14 protein-coding genes are annotated in these 20,715 nt (G+C 39.5%); 8 read left to right on the forward strand and 6 right to left on the reverse strand.

The genetic code is table 11. The features are described 5' to 3' along the window. Positions 1-62 precede the first annotated feature (62 nt). The 6 genes from J2Y40_RS02660 to J2Y40_RS02685 all read left to right on the forward strand — a co-directional run bounded on the left by J2Y40_RS02660 (position 63) and on the right by J2Y40_RS02685 (position 11,082). Positions 63-7,172, forward strand: coding sequence for a thrombospondin type 3 repeat-containing protein (locus J2Y40_RS02660; RefSeq protein ID WP_309996636.1), 7,110 nt, complete (start codon positions 63-65; stop codon positions 7,170-7,172). A gap of 95 nt (positions 7,173-7,267) precedes the next feature. Beyond that, entirely contained in the window at positions 7,268-7,693 is a 426-nt protein-coding gene (locus tag J2Y40_RS02665) for a transposase (protein ID WP_153393909.1), read from the forward strand. Positions 7,694-7,769: 76 nt separating this feature from the next. Then, positions 7,770-8,096, forward strand: coding sequence for a helix-turn-helix domain-containing protein (locus tag J2Y40_RS02670; RefSeq protein WP_153393907.1), 327 nt, complete (start codon positions 7,770-7,772; stop codon positions 8,094-8,096). 140 nt (positions 8,097-8,236) lie between these two features. Further along, positions 8,237-8,854, forward strand: a complete 618-nt coding sequence (locus tag J2Y40_RS02675) for a hypothetical protein (RefSeq protein ID WP_309996640.1) — start codon at positions 8,237-8,239, stop codon at positions 8,852-8,854. 426 nt (positions 8,855-9,280) lie between these two features. Continuing rightward, a complete protein-coding gene (locus J2Y40_RS02680) occupies positions 9,281-10,246 on the forward strand; it encodes an alpha/beta hydrolase (RefSeq protein ID WP_309996643.1) in 966 nt (321 codons plus the stop codon). 398 nt (positions 10,247-10,644) lie between these two features. Continuing rightward, a complete protein-coding gene (locus J2Y40_RS02685; protein WP_309996645.1) occupies positions 10,645-11,082 on the forward strand; it encodes a hypothetical protein in 438 nt (145 codons plus the stop codon). 2 nt (positions 11,083-11,084) lie between these two features. Here the strand turns inward: J2Y40_RS02685 and J2Y40_RS02690 are convergent, their stop codons facing one another. From J2Y40_RS02690 to J2Y40_RS02715, 6 genes are all read right to left on the reverse strand, one after another. Then, a complete protein-coding gene (locus tag J2Y40_RS02690) occupies positions 11,085-12,779 on the reverse strand; it encodes a CocE/NonD family hydrolase (protein WP_153393899.1) in 1,695 nt (564 codons plus the stop codon). Between the two features lie 282 nt (positions 12,780-13,061). Further along, positions 13,062-14,720 carry a hypothetical protein gene (locus J2Y40_RS02695; protein WP_309996650.1) on the reverse strand — a complete coding sequence of 553 codons (1,659 nt, stop codon included), beginning with the start codon at positions 14,718-14,720 and terminating at the stop codon, positions 13,062-13,064. Positions 14,721-14,780: 60 nt separating this feature from the next. Next, positions 14,781-15,317, reverse strand: a complete 537-nt coding sequence (locus J2Y40_RS02700) for a hypothetical protein (RefSeq protein WP_309996653.1) — start codon at positions 15,315-15,317, stop codon at positions 14,781-14,783. Further along, positions 15,305-15,850 carry a hypothetical protein gene (locus tag J2Y40_RS02705; protein WP_153393893.1) on the reverse strand — a complete coding sequence of 182 codons (546 nt, stop codon included), beginning with the start codon at positions 15,848-15,850 and terminating at the stop codon, positions 15,305-15,307. Before J2Y40_RS02705 ends, J2Y40_RS02700 begins: the two co-directional genes overlap by 13 nt. A gap of 41 nt (positions 15,851-15,891) precedes the next feature. After that, positions 15,892-16,500 carry a hypothetical protein gene (locus tag J2Y40_RS02710; protein WP_309996657.1) on the reverse strand — a complete coding sequence of 203 codons (609 nt, stop codon included), beginning with the start codon at positions 16,498-16,500 and terminating at the stop codon, positions 15,892-15,894. Positions 16,501-16,741: 241 nt separating this feature from the next. After that, complete coding sequence (locus J2Y40_RS02715) at positions 16,742-17,065, reverse strand: DUF4870 domain-containing protein (protein ID WP_309996660.1); 324 nt, start codon at positions 17,063-17,065, stop codon at positions 16,742-16,744. Between the two features lie 358 nt (positions 17,066-17,423). Here J2Y40_RS02715 and J2Y40_RS02720 point away from each other — a divergent pair, with 358 nt between their 5' ends. Both J2Y40_RS02720 and J2Y40_RS02725 read left to right on the forward strand, forming a co-directional pair. Continuing rightward, complete coding sequence (locus J2Y40_RS02720) at positions 17,424-19,349, forward strand: hypothetical protein (protein ID WP_309996663.1); 1,926 nt, start codon at positions 17,424-17,426, stop codon at positions 19,347-19,349. A 190-nt stretch (positions 19,350-19,539) separates the two neighbouring features. Further along, positions 19,540-20,685, forward strand: coding sequence for a helix-turn-helix domain-containing protein (locus J2Y40_RS02725; protein WP_309996666.1), 1,146 nt, complete (start codon positions 19,540-19,542; stop codon positions 20,683-20,685). Positions 20,686-20,715: the final 30 nt, after the last annotated feature.

The following is a 20,715-nucleotide window of genomic DNA, read 5'->3' on the forward strand; positions in this document are numbered from 1 at the left end:
CCCCTGGATATACAATCGAAAAACACATACCACCGGAAAAACCGGTTAAAAATTTATTGAACATGAAAAAACAGACTATCCTTTTTCTCATATTGCTCATTTTGGGTAATGTGATGGCTAGGGCACAGAACTGCAGCGTAAATGCGGGTGCCAATGTCACTATATGTGGCACGTCTACCAACCTCTCGGGAAGCCCGGGGGGCACTACATCGGGAAATCCCGTCTGGACGCTGGTATCCAAGCCGGCAGGCGCACCAAATCCGGTGATCGCGAATCCTTCAGCATACAATACCGGGGTCACAGGGATGACTTTCCCGGGTAATTATGTTTTCCAGATCGCACAGAACTGTACCGTGGGAACAACAACTTCTCAGGTAACGGTTACCGCGCCGGGGGATGTATCTGCTTTCACCGCAGGACCGGATATTACCAATGTTTCTGCCACTACAGGTACAGCAACACTTAATGGTGTTGTGCCTGCAGGTTATACAGCATCATGGACGTATTATAACATTCTGGATAAGGAACGATATAACGATATTACCACTACCAATGCAGTAATGGCGAATACTAATACAGTAAATCCAACACTTACTCTCATAAAAAAAGCAAATCATGATATTGATCCTGCTTATCGTGCGGTGTTAAGAATTACATCAATTAATAACCCTAACTGTTGGTACGAAGACGATGCTATTGTTAGATTTATTCCCAGTCAAAACCTTATATTTAATTCAACATATGATCTTTGTTATTCGTCAACAACTTCTGACCGTTATATAGGTCTAAATGCTAATTCTCCAGTATTTGCAACAGGTTATCCAAATGTCTCCGGTAACCCCGCTTTTGGCACAACAGTATCTGTTACCCCAATAAGCCAACCTAGTGGAGGAAATATTTCCTTTAAAGAAATAAGAGGAACCAATGTATACTTCAATGGAATAAATACGATAGGAACATATGTGTTCACTATTACTATTTCCAATACTAATGGAACTTATACAACACCTCAGATCACTTATAATTATAACGGTACGGATCCTAATCCGGTAAGTTTTTTAGATCCTGCATATCCCAATCAGATGCAGGTATATTCAACAGGCAATAGTGGAGGTGCCGTGTATTGCAACATGGTAGGTTCTAATGACCCTATCTCTTTTTATTTTAAAATTGATCCTGCCAACCCACCAACTATTGTTACTAAAGTAACACAATCCGGAGTAGTTCCATCTGGTGGAGCTCTGGGAATAGTGCAAAATGGAGCAGGTACAATGAATAGAAGCGTTACATTAACACCCCCTGCAGGAGGTTGGAAAGCTGCTACTTATAAATTTGCTATAAATAGTTCTTCAGGGGTATGCAATACATCCCAAAGTTACTTTGTTCATATATCAGATGGAGCCCGATCGAATGTTAATGTGAATAATATTACTGTATGTTATTCGGGGTCAGGAACTGTAACAACTACTGTACCTTTGCCTGCTATTTATCAGGAAACGACTTCAAATCCTAGTTATTTCCAGGACTTTAACGGAAGATATGATTTTACATTAGTTTCAAAGCCTGCTGGAGCTGCTAACCCTGTTTATGAATCAACAAATCTTAGGACATTTAAAAATGCTTCTACAACTATTAGTAACCTGAATAAAGAAGGAGAATATATTTTTAAAATAAAAGCTGTTCCGGATGCAGGTGGTGTTGGAGCTTTCATAGATAAAGAATACGCTTGTTCAGGGACCTCATTAGAAGGGACTTTTTCCATATTTGTCTCTGCGCAGGTAGGCTCTAATGCTGGTTCTGCACAGACTTTGGTTGGAACTACCCAGACTACTTTCAATGGGAACAATCCGGGAGTTGCCACAGGTGCATGGACATTGCTATCCAAGCCTGCAGGCGCTACCAATCCGGTGATTGTAACGCCATCAGCTTACAACACGAATGTTACAGGATTCAATACTCCGGGGGTATATACTTTCCGATGGACCGTTACCACAGGTACCTGTACCAGTACCAGCGATTTGACGGTTAATGTGAAGGCTCCGGCTCCCGGAGGTATAACGGCTGCAGTATGGTACAAGGCAGATGCAGGTGTATATTCCAATGCAGGAACAACTGCTGCTACAGACAATGCTGCTGCTCAGCAGTGGAACGATCAAATGGGAACAGGATATCACCTTGTTCAGACTGCTGCTGCACAAAAACCGATTTTCTCTAACCAAAGCACATTGGCTAATTTTAACCCAACCGTGACCTTTAATTCTACAGGGCATGGAACGGGACAAGGTGGCTTTATGGCCGCAGATCCGGGAACAGGAAATGCCATTATAAACCGTGCTCAGGGAAGTATCTACATTGCTGGTAAAATGAATACTCTTGGATCCGCTGGATTAGCAGGTTTTGACCAGACAATGGATTATCCTGGCTTACATATTTCCAACAATGCCACTACGGATAAGCTATTATTTTATACAGCAGGAAGCGGTTATACGACATTATCCACCAATTTGTTTGCTGCCAAAAAACCTTTCGTAGCAGGTTCTTCCTGGCTGAACGGAGGAGGTACACCTACTTCCAACGTATTAGCAAAAGTATGGCTGGATGGCAATGAAAGTATTTATAATAATACGGATGGCAATGTAAATACAACGGATAATGCCACAACCCGTGTTTTCAGAATTGGACGTGACACCAACTGGGGAAGTCATGACGGTCAGATGAATGAAGCTATTGTGTTTGCTGCTCCTCTTACTGCATCAGAAAGGGCCCGTGTAGACTCTTATCTGGCTGTTAAATGGGGGACAACGCTTACGGGAGACTATACAAATTCTGCCAATGCCGTTGTATGGAATGTTTCTCCTACTTATCAGAATAACATTCTGGGTATTGCACGAGATGATCTTTCTGTTTTATATCAAAAACAATCACGCAGTGAAAATGTTGGTCAGAAATTAATCATAGGAGCCGGAAGCTCATTGGCTAATACCAATATGGCCAACACCAATACTCTGACTGAGGGGCAATTCCTTCTGGCAGGAGATAACGGTTTGAAGCAAGTTCTTAGTATACCATTATCTTATACAGCAGGTTCTAACGGGGTAATCAACTACCGTTTTGAATCCATCTGGAAAGTACAGAACACAGGAAATGTAGGCACAGTAACCGTGGCATGGCCAAAAAGTGTAAAAAACCTTTACCTGGTACAGTCTTCGGATGCTGCTTTTGACGGAACGGATACCTTTACACCAATGACAACAGAGGTAACGGTAAATGGAGTAGTATACAATACGGTAAGTGTAACATTAGGAAACGGACAGTTCTTCACTTTTGCAGGTTTTGTTCAGGCTCCGGGAGGGGTTGTAGGACCTGATTTCTGGGTGAAATCTGATGATGCCGGAGCTGTAAGCACAGCCTGGAAGGATCATTCTGCCAATTCAGATGACATCCCGAATGTAGGTGGAGTAGTTCTGTCAGTCGCAAACAGAAGCCATAACTTCCATCCATATACTACAGGATATACTTCGGCGAAGTTTTTTTACAACAATGCTTCAGCACTGAATCCTTTGGGCAACATCCAGTATCCGAATATCAGCACTTCTGTTTTTTCAGCAGTGAGACCTACTGAAGACAGCGGAACCGGACGTATTACAGGAATAGATGATGATGTAACCTATGCTTCTGAACCTGGATTTTCTATTGCTAACGGAAAGCCAAGACAATATGAGTTCTTTAATACGACAACGTCTTCTGATTTTTCTGTAGCCTTCGATACCGGAGTTTCCAATATATTTTCAGCAATTGCTAATAATACAGTAGCCAATGGTGGTACTTCCTCAATTGCCGGAGGAGAGAAGAGATTAGGCTTAAATGGTTCTTATGAATCTTTTTCCGGTTTTGCTACAGCTAATAAATTTCAGATCTATGGTAGAAACCTGCGAATAGGTCATGCCGGTTGGGATGCTCCGGGAGCTTTCCCGGGTGATATTATGGAAGTAGCTTGGTACAACCGTACACTAACAGAAAATGAACAGTCAAGGATCAATTCCTATCTTGCTTTAAAGAATGGAGTTACTTTGAAGGAAAACTACCTTTCTACCACGAGCAATGTGGTTTGGGATAGAATAAGTAATATTGATTATAACAACAATATTTTCGGTATTGCAAAAGACGATTTCACAGCCCTGCATCAAAAACAGGCTGGAAGTGTCAATCGTGGACAACAGCTTGTTATTGGTAATGGAACATCTTTATGGGATTCCAATGCTGCCAATACGAATGCTCTTACAGAAGGACAGTTCCTTCTTACAGGAGATAACGGCCTGAAGCAAGGTCTTAGTATACCATTATCTTATACAGCAGGTTCTAACGGGGCAACCAACTACCGTTTTGCATCCATCTGGAAAGTACAGAATACAGGAAATGTAGGCACAGTAACCGTGGCATGGCCAAAAAGTGTAAGAAACCTTTATCTGATACAGTCTTCAGATGCTGTTTTCGACGGAACGGATACCTTTACCCCAATGACCACCGAGGTAACTGTCAATGGAGTAGTATATAACACGGTAAATGTAACCTTAGGAAACGGACAGTTCTTCACTTTTGCAGGTTTCGGAAATGCACCTGGAGGAGTTGCCAACAGCCTGTCTTACTGGTATAGAGCTGATAAAAATGCAGCTAATACAGGTACGGGAACAGATGTAACCGGATGGACAGACCTATGGAGCGGAACTACAGTGGCACAGATGGGAACCAATGCATTGCCAAAGTATACATCAGGAGCTGCTAATTATTTTAACTTCAACCCAGGAGTTAATTTTACAGCAGGAACACAAACTCTTGGTAACACCAATGTCAGAACATTCTCTGAGGATTCTTATGATGTGTTTACCTTCACTAAAGAAGGAATGACCAGTGGAGGAGCTCACCCGAGTATTTTCAGGTCTCTTGTAGATAACGCATTGCTTACCGGAGATATACGCAGATGGGATGGTTTGGGAATTATAATGGATAACAGAATAGAACGATTCTCTAATACAGGTGGAAATACCGATTATTACGGAACCCCTGCAGGAGCATTCTCTACAACAATCCCAAGCATCATGTACCATACCTTTACAGCGCTTACAACAACTAAAGCGCTTAACGGAGGTGCTAATTTTGCGACAACCAATCATTCAGGAACAGGAGTTCGTAATCTGAATGGAGGACATTTATTCGGTGATTCTCAGTTTGGAGGTAACGGAAGTGATAACCGTGGATTCATTGGTAATTTAGGAGAAACAATTATTTATGGTTCAGGTAATCTTACAGCGGTTGAGCGAAGAAGAGTAGATTCTTATCTTGCCATCAAGTATGGTATTACGCTGGGACAGGTGAATACAGACCATTATCTTTCAGCAGACGGAAGCATTGTATGGGACGGAACCTCCAATACGGCTTATAACAATAATATTTTTGGAGTATCACGTGATGATATAGAAGCATTTGAACAAAAGGTATCAAAAAGTGTGAATGTCGGAACGATTCTTACGGTGGCTACCATCAACGATTTCGTCAATCCGAACCAAAATGCAGCCCGTACAGGATTTGTTAATGATAAAACTTATTTCCTTCTGGGAGATAATGCCAATGTAGCAACAACGCCTGTAGACATTACGGTAGGTACCCGAACTTATAAGAGGATCCAGAAATCCTGGCTGGTACAGGAGAAAAAATCGGAGGCAGGTACCCTATTCTTTGAAGCAGATCTTACGGCTTATAACAGCGCTTCATTTAATACCACATCAGGTCTGATGACCATGCTGGTAGCAGACGATGCGGCTTTCACAACCAATGTAACGGTAGTGAATCCTACATCAAACAATGCTGCCAAATGGGTTTACCAGCAGAATATAGCAGACGGCAAGTTTATTACATTTGCGGCAAATCCTTGCTACGGTCCTGATACAGACGGAGACGGTATCGCAGATATGTGTGATTTTGACAATGATAATGACGGTATCTTAAATACTAATGAAGGCTATATTTGTGACAAAGCTTCAATCCCGACATCTGTATTAACCACAGATCATGTAATGAACTATAACCTTGTTGATTATAACGGTATTAAAGGCTTTAATTTCAAATTAACCTCAACAGCAGTTGCACAACGTTGGGCTTCTCCTGCTGCTCAGTTTAACATGAGTGGTATAGACCCAAGAGTCAATAATAATAAGGTGACTTATGAGTTTGATCTTCCTGTTGATAATTTAAGATTCTGGGTTGGAGATCTGGATGCTCTGGAGAAAGTAAATGTTAATTTTTATGACCAGAATGGTAACAGAATTACTGATCTTCTTCCATATACAACAATAAAAGCCGAAGCTGCAGCAGGCAGTACGACGTTTACAACAGATGCAACCTATGGTGTGAAAATATCTACAACACGTAATTCAGGAGCAAACAGTAATGTGAATTATGTTGAAATCTACACCCCAGGTATACAGATCAGTAAGGTGGAGGCTACTTTTGTAGGAACAAATGGTAATACTCCGGAATATCATATTGGTAATATGTGTGCCAAGAGAGATCTGGATGGTGACAGAATTCCGGATTATCTGGACTTAGATTCTGACGGAGACGGCTGCCCTGACGCCATAGAAGGTGCAGGAGGCTTTACTACGGCTAATCTTGTTAATTCTTCACTGCCTGGTGGTAATACAGGAGGCGGCTATACCGGAACAGCAGGCCCGGTTATCCAAAATCTTGGTAATACGGTAGATACTAACGGAATTCCAACGATTGCCAATACAGGACAGGCTGTCGGAAGTTCTCAAAATGCCGCTGTTTCAGCTTGTATTCCTCCATTCTGCTATAAACCGGGTATATTGGCCGGAACAGCACTGAATACCAAAATGGGAATCACAGCACTTGGCAGAGCAGGAGTGAATGCAGACAACTGGCCAATGGTAAGAAAAGGAGGCTGGATTGCATTAGAAGCGAAAACCAAAGGTTTTGTACCTAACAGAATAGCGTTTGATGCATCAGGAAATCCAGTGGGGATTCCGGCAGCTAACTTTGTAGAGGGAATGATGGTGTATGATACTACCAACAAATGTATGAAGATGTATACCCTGAAAGAGGGTGATGCTTCCATGAAGTGGCATTGTATCTCTACACAGACCTGCCCGGACTAGATTGACAAACATAAAAGCTTTTCACAGAAAGCAGTAAAAATCAACAGCCTTGTTGAGATTTCTTGGCAAGGCTGTTTCTTAAATAACTTAATAATATGATTTCAAACTTTAGAAATATTCATATTGGAGAACTGATTTACTTGAGGGTTACAGAAAACAGAACTGATGTATCCCGTATCTGCAGCTTTATGAACTGCACAGAAAAAGAAGTTAGAGAAATGTATTTGCAGGAGAACCTACCCACAGATATTCTGATGAGATGGAGTAAACTGCTTGAGTATGATTTTTTCAGATTGTATTCTCAACATTTAATACTCTATGCTCCGCCTTCAGCACTGGCCAACGATACAGAGGTATCAAAACTGCCAAAATTCAGAAAAAACATCTACACTCAGGAGATTATAGGTTTTATACTGGAGCTAATAAAGACAGGAGAGAAAACCAGACGGGAAATTGTTGATGAATATGGAATACCTAACAGTACTTTAAATAAATGGATCAATAAATATGGAGTCTCATAGAAATCAGATGAAAAAATGATTATAGTATAAAAACATTCATTGAAGATTTTTGAACTTAACAAAACGTACACTAAAGATGGAAAAATACAGCCAGCCTAATTATCAGCGGATCTATTCCGATATCATTACCCGGAATTTTCCTCATAAGAAACAGGAATGTGAAAGACTGTTAGGAAAAAAAGAACTGTCGGTAATTGATATTTTAGAACTTAATAAAAGAATTTTCGGAACACGAAACACTGAAATAGGGAACCAGAACCAGAAACACCGTTCTTATAGCAAATCTGATATTTTGCGGATACTGGATTACCAGAAAGCTCATAAAATGAACAATTCGCAGGTAGCCAAACATTTTGGACTAAGCAGAAATTCAATGACCAAATGGCGAAAAGTATTTCTGTGATAAACATGATTTTTTTGTTTATAATTTTTAATATGAGACCTTAATAAACACATCTGATACACCGGTAAATTCTATTTGCCGGTGTTTTTTGTACATTAGCGAAAACATTTTTAATCCCTGAAAAAGAACGGAGCAATCCCATGGATACCGAAAAACTCAATAACCTCAGAAGCAGCATCTCAATTCCATTGAATAGGGCCATTCAGCTTTTAAAAAAGAATGACGGTGATGTAAAGGCCAGTGAGAAAGAATTTCATCTTGATAATATCAGGGAGATCTCCATAGCTGCTGCCTGTGATGAAGAAATAGCAGAAAAATACTACAATGAATGCAGGTATGATATCGCAAAAGCCATTGAAAAGATCAATGCACTTCCGATAATGATTACAACAAGAGAAAATCCGTCCCCGCGAAATGAAATAGGATTTATTCTGTGGCCAATGTCAGCAGATTGGAAATATTATAAAACAGAGAAGCGGAATGACGCTTTTATTCCCACAGCAGATTTCGATCATATCATCAATGAGTTCAGATCGGTTTTTCCCGTACACTATCCTGATATTAATTATGATGACGACGGTTTTGATGTCTGCGGACATAACTACTTTGACAATGCAGACTGCAGGAAGATTCTTGAAAGAATCAGGCATTCGGAAACGGAAGATCCTGCCGTGAAAAAGTTTAAAAATGACCTGGTAAACTGGCTGAATGATAAACTGCAATATGCTGATTATATCGTGGTATACGGAAATCTTTAGGTAGATATAACCCAGTTCATTCAATTAAAATAAATAACCTCAGAGTTCGGGATAAGAATATCTGATAGATGCAGGTTTGAAGCTTGATGATGGAAGAGGGAAGCTATGAAAGTGATTAAGAACTAATATTGATCTGTATTTATTTAATTTTCTGGTAGCTTTCAATACGTATAACTAAAAGTAACTTCCAGCCTCCTTCTTCCATCTTCCAACCTTTTATATTTAAACTCCTTAACTCGAATCAGATTAAATAACAGTAATAATCTGAGTGCTTTCAGGGTAATGATCTCTCTCTCTTTCACGATTGTGATAAAGTTTGATGAGCTAATTTGTGCCAATTTTAAATATATTTGTGCACTAAATATGGAGATGTAGGGATGTATTTCCATCTATTGATCAGTTGAAAACAATTTTTAGTACAACTATATGAAACAAGCAACGACCCCGCTGATGAGGTTGGTAGTCTTTTGCGTTATCGCTTTATGCAATCAGGCTTTTGGCCAGAGTAAAAATTATTCTGAATGGTATCTGAGAACTCCGGACAGCCTTGATGCTTATAACCAGGATATTTACGTAAGAGAATTAGGAACAGGAAAAGATACTGTGGTGGTAATTCATGGTGGTTTTGGGGCCAACCATGATTATATGCTGGATGCCATTGAGGGGCTGGAAAAGAAATATCATTTTGTACTCTATGACCAAAGAGGTTCCCTGCTTTCTCCCGGATCCAAAGAGAAGCTTACCTTTCAGAAAAATGTGAATGACTTAGATTTACTGATCAAGCAGCTTGGAAATAAAAAAGTTAAGATTATGGCTCATTCCATGGGGACGCTGGTTGCAATGGAATATCTACAGCAGCATCCGGAGAAAGTTTCAAATCTGATCCTGGCAGGAGCTATCCTTGCAAAGTCAGACAGCATGATGAGTGTTTTTTCAAAACGACAGAATGAACAGGTAAAATTTCTGAGCTCAAGACCTGAGGTTAAAGCTTTGCCAATCTATAAAAGATATAAGGAATTGAAGGGCAAATTCACCAGCGACAGGGAAAGAACAGATTTTAACAGGATGGCCTTTGCTGCATCCAATATATACAGAATAGACCGATATAAGCTTATGCGCGGCGGTTTCCATTATTATAAAGAAGAGGCGTCTGTAATGTCAGAAACCGTAAACTGGAAATACGATTACAGAAATTCTCTCAATGATAATGCTAAAACTACCATTATTTTCGGTGATCATGACTTCCTTGATTTTAATGGAGAAGTATATCAGGAGCAGATAAAGAACCATAAAAAAATTAATTTCAGACTGATCAAATCGGCCGGACATAATATTTGGGTAGATCAGCCGGAAATTTTCAGAAAAGAACTGGATATGGCGCTGCAAAGATAAAAACGAAATATTTTTAATAAACATGAATTTTTCAGGTCTGTTTTACTGTAAAACAGACTTTTTTATTATGATTGTCTGTAAAAAGTAATTTAATAAAATTGTTTAGCAGAATAATCATATTGATTTCAAACGGGATAACAGCAAATAATGAAATCCCTTCAGACAAGCTGATTACAGAGAGAGATTGCAATAAATATAGAAAGATTGGTCATCCGCTGAATGAATGTAGACACAATGTAGATACCATCTGTTTGGCCTGAATTCAAAGAAATCACACCTTTGCATAAACATATTGTTTTCATAGTTCTTAAATGGTTAAAAGCTGAAAATTAACCACTCTGAGAAAAACTTCTGAAAATAATAACCATGTTCTCTTTGTAAAACAAACCAATTTTAAAATGACTTTAAAAATAATCATAGGTTTGGCAGCTGCACTAGTCTGTATATTTATACTGAGCTCCTGTTACGGAACTCAGAAGAACCTGATTGCGGAAAACAGAGTCTATCACTGGAAAGTCTATTTGGTAAAAAAGAAGCACTTTTCTATGGGAACCTATCAGCACTTTGAAGTCTATTATAAAGGTCAACTGCTCATATTACCCAAAGAAGTCACTGACGGCAGTCAGGAAATTCGTGAATTCATAACCGCTGGAGTAGTAGATAGTCGTTCCACCCAGTTCGGAACCATTGCGGTGATTTTTGAAGGCCATTTTACCCGTGAAGATGGCGTACCTTACCGTACGATGGTCACACTGCACATCAGACCGGGCAAGGGAAATGAGCTCTTCATTACCAACCCATGTAATGGTAAGGAAGCGGTGATTACGATAGGGTAAAATTACTTCCAGACCGGAATTTTGATAAAACTGTCATTATGCCATTTGATCTGTAACGGCTCTTTGGCATCTTGTATCGTTTCATCATGGACTTCTTTTCCAGATCCGTAATTAATTTCTTCAAAAGGATGTTTATTTGTATTCAAAAGAATTGCAAAACGGCTTCCTTTAGCGATTTTCTTACTGACAAATCTGGTTGTATGAAACGGAATGCTTTCTTTTTTTCCGGGTTTCAGCAGCTGCCGCTTAGTGTTGTCCTTGGCATAAGATGCTCTGCCTACATAGCGGGTTAACAGAAAATACTGGCCGTTAGGAAGGATCTGGTATAAAGCCAGAGATACATCAAGATCTTTTTTGTTAATTGAAGCAAACAGATTTCCTGTAAAAGAACCGCTCATTTCAAAATCAGAATCGAAGGGATCTGTTGTATACAGAACACCGTTGCTGGTATCCAGCGTATCAAATATCAGGGTAGGAGTGAAATAATTATTCTGATTTTCCCGGTCTTTAAAATCCACGGTCTGCGGAATAAAAGCAGTGCGGTTCGGACGTTTTTTTCCAAGCAGATAACCCTGGCCAGCCTTTGTTTCTGTTAAATACAGGGTAAGGGTATCATTATTGATTTTATCCAAGTCAGGACTGTGCTTCCAGGTATTGGTTCCCATAACCTGATAATTGACTTTATCTTTAAGAAGAGCCGGCTTAGGTGCTCCTTTTAAAATAAAATCTAGCCACTCATAAGCAAGCTCACCCATATTGATATGGGCTGCCGGATCAATAGTATAGCCCATCAGGTCAGGCTTTGCACTTCTCTGCCCGCCGATATGGTCATAAGGCCCGATGACAAAATAATGATCAGCATTTTTATTATACCGGGTATGCAATTTGAAGTATTCCAGTGCTGAAAGCTGAGAACCGTCATAATATCCTGTTGTACTCAGAACAGGAATATTAATCCTGTCATATTCTTCAGGAGAAGGAACCAAGGATTGCCAATACCGGTCATAGGCCGGATGATCAATCCATTTTCTGAATATCGGGTTTTGCCGGCCGGAAAGGCTGTCCATGCTTCGGAATGAAGATCCGTTATCAAACCATTCAAAAGGAAGGCTTCTTTTCAAGGGTGGATACTTATAAATATTGTCGTTGGACCAGCTCAATATGTTGCTGATGGGCACATTATTTTCATAAGGCATATCAAAACCGGGCATTACAGCAACCTGTGGAACAATGGTCTTCAGGGCCGGATGAATTTTCTTCGCCGTTGCCCATTGGGAAAAACCGGTATAGCTTCCTCCCATCATGCCTACTTTTCCGTTGCACCATTTCTGTTGATTGATCCATTCGATAATATCGTAAATATCCGTTCCTTCATGTTCGTACGGGCTATAGTTTTTCAGATCTGTTCTTATCCCTCTGGCATAGGCAACAATACCTACATAATCCCTGTCGGCAGACCTTTTACCCAGAATGACATCACCGGGTCCCTGATAATAGGTAGTATAAAACAAAACAGCAGGAACCGGGTGGTCGTTACCTTTTTTCCGTACAATAATAGCAGAGATAGGAATACCGCTCCGGGTAGGAATCATTACACTATCCTGAATCATAAAACTTGTCTCGGGAGATTTCAGCTTTTGCCCGGAAAAAGTAAGTGTACCTGCCCATACAAAAGCCAGTAAAAGGATAGATTTCATAAACTTAATTGTTTTAATATTTAAATTCCCGATCATATGTTTATATATTATCAGGAACCGTATTCTGTCATATAAATAATATCACGCTCAGGATCTGCCACAGCGAGAACCAGGCTTCCGAAAAGGGAAACAAAGATGTATTTTATAAGATTTTCCGATGAGATGGACAGAAGTGGTCAACAGAGGCTTAAAATACACTGCCAGAGACGGATCTGTAAAAACCTCTGAAGGTTCAGGATATAAAGTAATATTTTCTTCTGTGATCATAATATAGTTTTCTTGTTAGGACAGATCATCATCATCATCAATGAATGGATTGGGATCGCTCTCATCCCAGTTACCAGCCTCAAACCGGGCGTTGTGAGCCGGAAAGTGTTTTATAAAATATCTCCATAATCCCAGAGCTTTTCGGTAATGGTCCACATCAAGCGGGGCGAGCGGATAAGACCCTTTTCCGTCATGAGGGAGATAGCGGATCTGTACATTTTTATTTCCTTTCAGATCATCCTGTATATCATATTGATACCCTTTTGAGTCATCATCTTCTGTGGCTAAAGACGGGAAATACTGTAAGTCCTGAGAAGGTCTGCTTTGTGTCAGCTGAATCCTGTCAGTATATTCCTGATTATTCTGGCGGAAGGCAAAATAAACACTGTCACTCCAATAGCCGTTTCTTTCGCTGTCATCATAATCATTATAGTACTTCAGTACAATAGGAAGGTTGAGGTAATATTCAATTGTAGCAACAGTGATTTCAGCTTCTGTTTCCTTCTTGCAGAGGTTGATTTCTTCAGGTGTTAATTGCTCCATACGTTCGGCAGCCATTAATGCATTCGGCCAGAAGAACTTCAGCAGGTTTTTTTCTGCAGCCGGTGTATCCTCATCCACATAGTACCATTGCTCATCCGGGGCTTTCCAGATCACTGCCAGCTGCTCGCGGAAGTTTGTTTTGGGAGTGACAAAAAGTTTTTTGAGGAAAGTTTCTTTTTCTTCTGTTTCAATCTGTTCTGCACAGATGAAGATTTCATGGTCGTCCTGTTCCAGCCGGAGAGAATCTTTCCACGATTTTCCCTGTTCATCGGTGTGGGCACGGGTAACTGTAACAAGAACATCTTCTACCCGGTATTCAAAATCAGTGGAACCTATAATGTTAAAATGACTCAATTGCCTGAGGTTCTCTAAACTCAGATCGTAATTAGCAAATAAAGATGTTTTTTTCTGTTCTTTAAGCAGAGGAAGTTCTTTAAGCAGAAGCTGATGCATTCCGTATCTGGAAAGCTGACTGTTCAGGCATTCTGTAGATTGGCTTAAGGCCTCATCATCAATAAGGTCAGATAAAATAACGCCGCTGGAATCAAACTCATACTCATCCAAATGGGTATCGATGCGCTTAAAGCCGTGTACTTTTACATTATAATCCGTTTGTATAAGCATAGCTGCGGTCATATTTCCTTTTACAGTAAGCTCCCCGTGGTTATAGTCGCCCCAGAATATTTCGTTCACCACAAGGTCCTGCTGTACATAAATTTCCTGTCCGCCCACAATAATGTCAGGACAATGGAGGTTGCCCAGTACAATAAGACTGCAGGCTCCATCCGTTTCATCATTAAAGATAAACCGGGTAACGGATAAATTTCCCTGAACAACAATCAGACGTATGATCTGCTCGTCATACAGATTGCCCAGACGTTCAATTTCTGCTGTGTTTTTTTCATCGAGCGCCCGGCTGTACCGTTCAGACCAGTCCGCATCCAGTCGGTCAAATGGATTATCAAGATCAATGCAGTCAAATTCAGTATCTCCATCAAAACAAAGTGCAAGACTTTTATGGTCATCCTTTGGGAAATACTGTTTGAAGGAACTGTCGTCAGGTAAGTTCTCTAAAAGGGAGGTTATTGGTATAAGCTGGGCTTCCTGATTTTGTATGATTATTTTTTGCATGGTTTTTATTTTTAAGCTTTCTGATACTTAAGGTTAGGAATAAATTACAAAGGGATCAGGTTATACTTGAGGAGGGATTTCTATCTGTTCTTCAAACTCTAAAAAGTCCTCATGCAATCCGCTTACGGGTTCTCCCAATTCATCCGTTTCCCTGTTTTGGGTCATCAGGATCCAGCTGTCATTGCTTTCGTAATCAAAATTCCCTTCATCAAAAATACCTAACATATTGTACAACATTCCCTTTGCATAGCTGGTTAGAAACTGATTTAGCTTCTCTGTGCCGATTGCAGAGCTCATTTCATCATAATTCTGATTCATTTCCGGATTGAATTCCTCAGCAGCATCTATATTGCCCGCCACATCATAAGCAGACAGATACATCTCTTTCAGGATCATAAACCTCGCCCATTGGGGAATACCTTCCCGGAATTCACTCCACGCCCAGTCAAGAGGCTTTTTGGCTCCGGATTTTACCATCCGTTGAACGAGTTCTTCCAGGCGTTGTTTTTCAGTTTCGTTTAATTTTGAGAACTCAAATTCATAATACTTTTTGTTAGATACGGACAATTGGTTCAGTTGTTTTTCTATCTCTTCCATGGTTTTGATTTTCCTGTACGAATATCGGGTATTTCTTCTTCTCTTACCTCTGTTTCTTTTATTTTTATCCATCGTGACCGTCTGTAACTGTATATGGTATATGTATTTATACCGGACCAATCGGCAGCTCTGAGGATGACGGCTATGTCATCTCCCCGAATGGCATTAATGTTTCCTATGTTTTGAAGTACATCCAGACCAAGGATATATAAATTATCTTCATTCAGGTTTAACGTCCGTAAGTTGTTGGAAATAAGCTGTAATATGGGCTTTTTAGCGACGGTTTTCTGAATGAGTTGATCATAATCTGAAACCGTGTCTATGATAATAGGAGTATTATCAATACTGCTTACAAATGATACGGTCAGGGTGTCTGGCTGCCGGTCTCCGTTAAAATCACCCACAATAAATTCCTGTTTTGTTAATTGTGACATGGATATCTTGCTGTTGAAATATTTTCGCAGACTGTTTTCCAGCCGGAGATAAGCTTTATTTTTCTGCTTTTGCTGGGCACATACAGAATTAGATGTCATTATTGACAGAAGAATTAATATGAACCACAGCAGCTTCATTTCTATTTTCTATTGATTCTTTTAAGTACTTTTGAGGTATAAAGCGCTTCAAGTTCATGCTGGGTAAACCCGATGGTAGTATCGGAATAACTGCTCTGGTGATGGCTTTTAAGTTTTCTCAGTTCGGACAGTTTATCTGCGGTGAACTCATGAGGGTTCACAAATATACTGTCCCCTTTAATCGCTTTTACACGATAGAGCGTATATAGGCCGTCTTCTTTCATTTCATAAATATCACCGGGTTTGGGCTGTTGTAACCAGGCTTTGGTGTCTTTATTCTCAAAAAGAACACTAAATATAACGAATATAATGAACAGAAAGACTATAATCAGCCAGCTGTAATACCTTAAAGGAATTTTAGCTTTTTTTCGGGCTGCTGTATAACCAGCTGACAGATTCGGAGGCATTTCTGCTTTGCCAAGGACCTGCTTACAATGGCTGCATTGGCTTACACCGGTCTTGTGTAAAGGGATAAACGGTATCCAGAAGATGTGGAAATATCTTACATAAAAGTAGAGGTATACCGTCTGGCTGGAATGGCAGTGAGCACAATTGACCAAAGATCCTTCATCGGATTTAAGAGTTCCGCTTCTAAGTCCAAAAATAATCATAGTAAAAGTTTTTAATATTTGAAGTAATGTGAATGAGGAAGGCGGCTAAGATTAAAAGGTTGGAAGCTGGAAGGGGAAAACTGAAAGTTATTTTACAGCCATTAACTGGATTAAAACAGAGCTGCGGTTATACCTTATAAGCTTCATGATCTCCATCTTCCTGCTTCCATACCACCTGAGTCAGAAATTCTTATCCGGACTGATATTCAATGAGTCCACGGTTAAGAACACTATACTACTGTTAGCCGATAAAAGAAAATTTATCTTCAAACATTTTTCCGATAACCGGAAGAGGCTTTTGAGCATTGTTGGCTGCATTGATGATGCCAATGATCCAAAGAATGACAATTCCCAAGCTCAGTATTCCTAAAATGCCCAGCGCCGGAATGAGCATGGCAAGGACATTCAGTACAACAGAAAATAGAATACTGATGATCGCCAGTCCTAATGACTGTCTTAAATGATACCTTAAAATACTGTCAGAGTGATCTTTACCCATAAAATAAGCGATTAGCCAGCCTACGATGCTGATGTACGATACGATAGAAAGTGTTTTGTTGTCCATTTTAATTAATTTTTATGTTGATAAAATATATTTGATGAAATATGCTGAGTGATTTTATGATGAAAGAATTCTTTTTATAACCGTTTTAATGTGAGAGGTACGGCTTCTTTCACTTCCGGAACAAAGGTATACACTGTGACTAATCAGGAGGTTATCTGTCTGGCTATAAATGATCTACATACCGAAATCAAATATGTCTACAATGTGTCTACATGGCCTTTAGCCTTCATAAAATAGGTTATTTTTGTGGTGTAGACATCCTGTATATGACAGCTGCATATTGTGAAAATAAGTAAGAATACCCGCTTTAATTTTGATAGATGTGATGCCATACTATTTAGCTAAATTTAGAACCGTAATGAAACATAGAATCACTCATCTCTTTTTGCTGCTTTTAGGTCTGCTTCCTATGTCCGGTACTGCTCAGAACCGTTATACTGACAGTCTGTATAATCTGGTGAGATCACCAGCAGTCAGCGGGAAAGAAAGAGTGATGATATTGTCTCAATTAGCAAACAGGATACGTTACTACAATCAGCCTGAAGCCCTGAAACTGGCACAACAGGCCATTGCTCTGGCAGGAAAAGAGAAAGACACAAAGTATAAAGTATATGCTTACGAAGCCCGTTCAGCAGTGTATTTAAGCATGCAGGAAATAGATCTTGCCAATAAGGATACGGATAACAGCATAGCTTTTGCCGGACAAACCAAAGATATAAAAGCCCAATCATGGGCATGGTACGGAAAAGGGAGAGCTTTGGATTATCAGGGTAATCAGAAAGATGCTGTTGCTGCAGAGTTGAAAGCCCTGCAGTTGATTAAAGGGAAAGGATACTGGAAGGAGGAAGCTTCTATTTATTATGCCTTTTATGGGATATTCAGTACCTGGGAAGATGTTGACAATGAAGGTAAATACGCTTTATTATCCCTTGAAGCAGCCAAAAAAAGCGGCGACCCCAATAATTTGTGCGAGTCCTGGCAGGCTGTTGGTTCAGCAGCGGCAGACCGATTCAGAAAAACACAAAACAGAAAATTGCTCGATTCTGCACTGGCTGCCCAGAAAAAATCTGTTGAGGTATACATTGCGAATGAGCCCTATATGAAGAACACACAATTAATCTCCATTCCAAGTGTAAATATTGCAGATGCCTATAGCCGTCACTTTCCGGCATCGGCACAGATAACAGATTCTATACGCCATTATGCCGATATTGCACTGCGTTACGCTACAAAAGGCAAAGATATGAGAATGCAGGCCGCTTCTTTTGGAATTATGAATGAAGATGCCAAGCGCAACGGTAATTTTGAACTTGCAGAAACCTATCTGCTCCAGGCTTTATCTTTAATGTTAAGCAGTACTACACCTGATTATTATATACGCTCTTCCATTTACAGGGATCTGGCAGATCTTACCGAGCGGAAAAAGAATTATGCCAAAGCTCTGGAATATCAAAAAGCATATCAGGAAGATTACAGGAAAATATTCGATAGTGAACAGAATAGTACAGGTAAGAAACTGGAAGCACAGTATCAGGCTAAAGGAAAAGAGCAGGAAATAAAATATCTGAAAGAAAGAGAATCCCTGCACAAAACCCAGAAATATCTTTACATCGGGATTGCTGTAGCCTTGCTGCTTGGATTACTGTTCATGTTTCGGTCTTATCATTTCAGGCTGAAGTATTCTTTGCAGCGCGGAAAAATTCTGGAACAGGAAAGGGAAGAAGCCAGGTTACTGGCCCAGGTAAAACAGGATGAAGCCCTGATTATGGCTGTTGAAAAAGAAAAAGCCGAACTGCTTGCCCGTTTGAAAGAGAAAGAAGCAGACCGCCTGCAAACCGAACAAATGGTGATACTGGCTCAAAAGGAACTCCTTCAAAAAGAAGTCCTTGCCGGAAACCTGCAGGTAGAACAAAAGAATAAGATCCTTCAGAACCTGAAAAATCAGCTGGAGGAAAATCCCGGAAAAAGCCTTGATAATTTTAACCTGAATAAAATTCTGAAAGAACATTCCCATATTGACCGGGATTTTGAAGAATTCAAAACAGATCTGCGGGAAATCCATCCTGATTTTTATAATCGTCTGCAGGAAAAAGCGGGCCACAGGCTCACCTCACTGGATCTGAAGTATTGTGCCTACATTTTTATGAACCGAAGCACCAAAGAAATGGCAGTGCTGCTTAATGTAGAACCTAAAAGCATCCGGATGAGCAAATACAGGCTTAAACAAAAATTAGGACTGGAAAAGGCGGATGATTTAGACGAATTTATCCGGAAATTGGTATAAAAAGCATCTCAAAGTGATGTTTTCTGATGTACTTTCTTTGTTTTTTTCTACAATAAAAAAACTCATACAATATCAATCTAATTTTTATATTTGCACGGGTTGGATTTTGGATGTTAAAAAACTTTCAGAATCCCGGTAAAATGTTAAAAATAAAATAACCATAAACAAAGAAGCGTAAAGAATGGATAAAATGAATTTATTAATTATTGTAAATATAATCTCTTTATTCATCACACTGTTTCTGGCATTTTTCCTGATTACACTTAAAACAAAGTACAAAATAAGCAACTCTCTGTTTGCTGTTTTTCTACTGTTAAATGCCATAGATATTAGTGAGCCTTTGTTTTACATGGTGGTTGACGGTCCATCCAACCTGGGAATGTTTAGGAGCTCCTTCGCTTTCCTGCAGATTCCCGTTTTTTATCTCTATATCATATCAGTCTGTTACTCAGATTTTAAGTTAAAGCCGAAATATTTATTACATCTGCTTCCATTTTTAATCGTTAATTTGGTTTTACTGCCACGTTTTTATACGGTAGATGCAGCATCGAAAATGAGTTTTATTCAGAATCGCCAAAATATGATAGAGTTTCAGTTCATTCATATTTTAATACATCTTCAGATTACTGCATACATCATTTCTGTTTTCCGAGTACTAAGGAAATCAAAGAAACTATATCTTGAAAACCATGCAGGGAAAAGCATCAGTTCCTATAATTGGCTGTTCCAGTTTACCATTGTCCTGACCATTTTATATACGGTAGCTCTTTTAAAAAACATTTTTAAATTTTCTGATTATCCACACATTTCAGAATGGATCAAGATGGGACTTTTAGTATCTTCTCTCTTCATTTTTTGTTGGTATCTGTTCAAAGCATTAAATAATCCGGGTCTTTTTAGAAATGTTGATTCAAAACAAAAGCTTGTTTCTGAGCTTGTTTCAGAAGAAAAAATCCATGAACAGTCAACAATAAATGAAAGAGAGTACAGTGAAGAAATATCGAATTTGAAAAAATATATGGTTGAAAGAAAGCCTTATCTCAACTCTTCACTTACCATTCAGGATATTTCCGATGAAATTAAAATTCCTGTCCGGGATTTATCCCTTTTAATCAATCATCAGCTAGGGCAGCATTTTTATGATTTTGTAAATGCTTATCGTATCGAAAGTGCTATGAATATTCTGAAAGATGAGACAAAAAGCCGGGTAACTATTCTTGAAATCCTGTATGAAGTGGGTTTTAATTCAAAATCTTCTTTCAATACTGCTTTTAAAAAACACACGGGAAATACGCCAACCAGCTATCGTAAGAACCTACAGGTCAGTGATTTGTAATTACTCGTACTCTTTCTTGTAAAGATTCGC

The sequence above is a fragment of the Chryseobacterium sp. 2987 genome (genome assembly GCF_031456375.1).
GTDB classification, from domain to species: Bacteria; Bacteroidota; Bacteroidia; order Flavobacteriales; family Weeksellaceae; genus Chryseobacterium; species Chryseobacterium vaccae.

Excerpts from the sequence above, each read along its gene's own strand:
- J2Y40_RS02660 (WP_309996636.1), top strand. The coding sequence starts at position 63 with ATGAAAAAACAGACTATCCTTTTTCTCATATTGCTCATTTTGGGTAAT.
- J2Y40_RS02665 (WP_153393909.1), top strand. The coding sequence starts at position 7,268 with ATGATTTCAAACTTTAGAAATATTCATATTGGAGAACTGATTTACTTG.
- J2Y40_RS02670 (WP_153393907.1), top strand. The coding sequence starts at position 7,770 with ATGGAAAAATACAGCCAGCCTAATTATCAGCGGATCTATTCCGATATC.
- J2Y40_RS02675 (WP_309996640.1), top strand. The coding sequence starts at position 8,237 with ATGGATACCGAAAAACTCAATAACCTCAGAAGCAGCATCTCAATTCCA.
- J2Y40_RS02680 (WP_309996643.1), top strand. The coding sequence starts at position 9,281 with ATGAAACAAGCAACGACCCCGCTGATGAGGTTGGTAGTCTTTTGCGTT.
- J2Y40_RS02685 (WP_309996645.1), top strand. The coding sequence starts at position 10,645 with ATGACTTTAAAAATAATCATAGGTTTGGCAGCTGCACTAGTCTGTATA.
- J2Y40_RS02690 (WP_153393899.1), bottom strand. The coding sequence starts at position 12,779 with ATGAAATCTATCCTTTTACTGGCTTTTGTATGGGCAGGTACACTTACT.
- J2Y40_RS02695 (WP_309996650.1), bottom strand. The coding sequence starts at position 14,720 with ATGCAAAAAATAATCATACAAAATCAGGAAGCCCAGCTTATACCAATA.
- J2Y40_RS02700 (WP_309996653.1), bottom strand. The coding sequence starts at position 15,317 with ATGGAAGAGATAGAAAAACAACTGAACCAATTGTCCGTATCTAACAAA.
- J2Y40_RS02705 (WP_153393893.1), bottom strand. The coding sequence starts at position 15,850 with ATGACATCTAATTCTGTATGTGCCCAGCAAAAGCAGAAAAATAAAGCT.
- J2Y40_RS02710 (WP_309996657.1), bottom strand. The coding sequence starts at position 16,500 with ATGATTATTTTTGGACTTAGAAGCGGAACTCTTAAATCCGATGAAGGA.
- J2Y40_RS02715 (WP_309996660.1), bottom strand. The coding sequence starts at position 17,065 with ATGGACAACAAAACACTTTCTATCGTATCGTACATCAGCATCGTAGGC.
- J2Y40_RS02720 (WP_309996663.1), top strand. The coding sequence starts at position 17,424 with ATGAAACATAGAATCACTCATCTCTTTTTGCTGCTTTTAGGTCTGCTT.
- J2Y40_RS02725 (WP_309996666.1), top strand. The coding sequence starts at position 19,540 with ATGAATTTATTAATTATTGTAAATATAATCTCTTTATTCATCACACTG.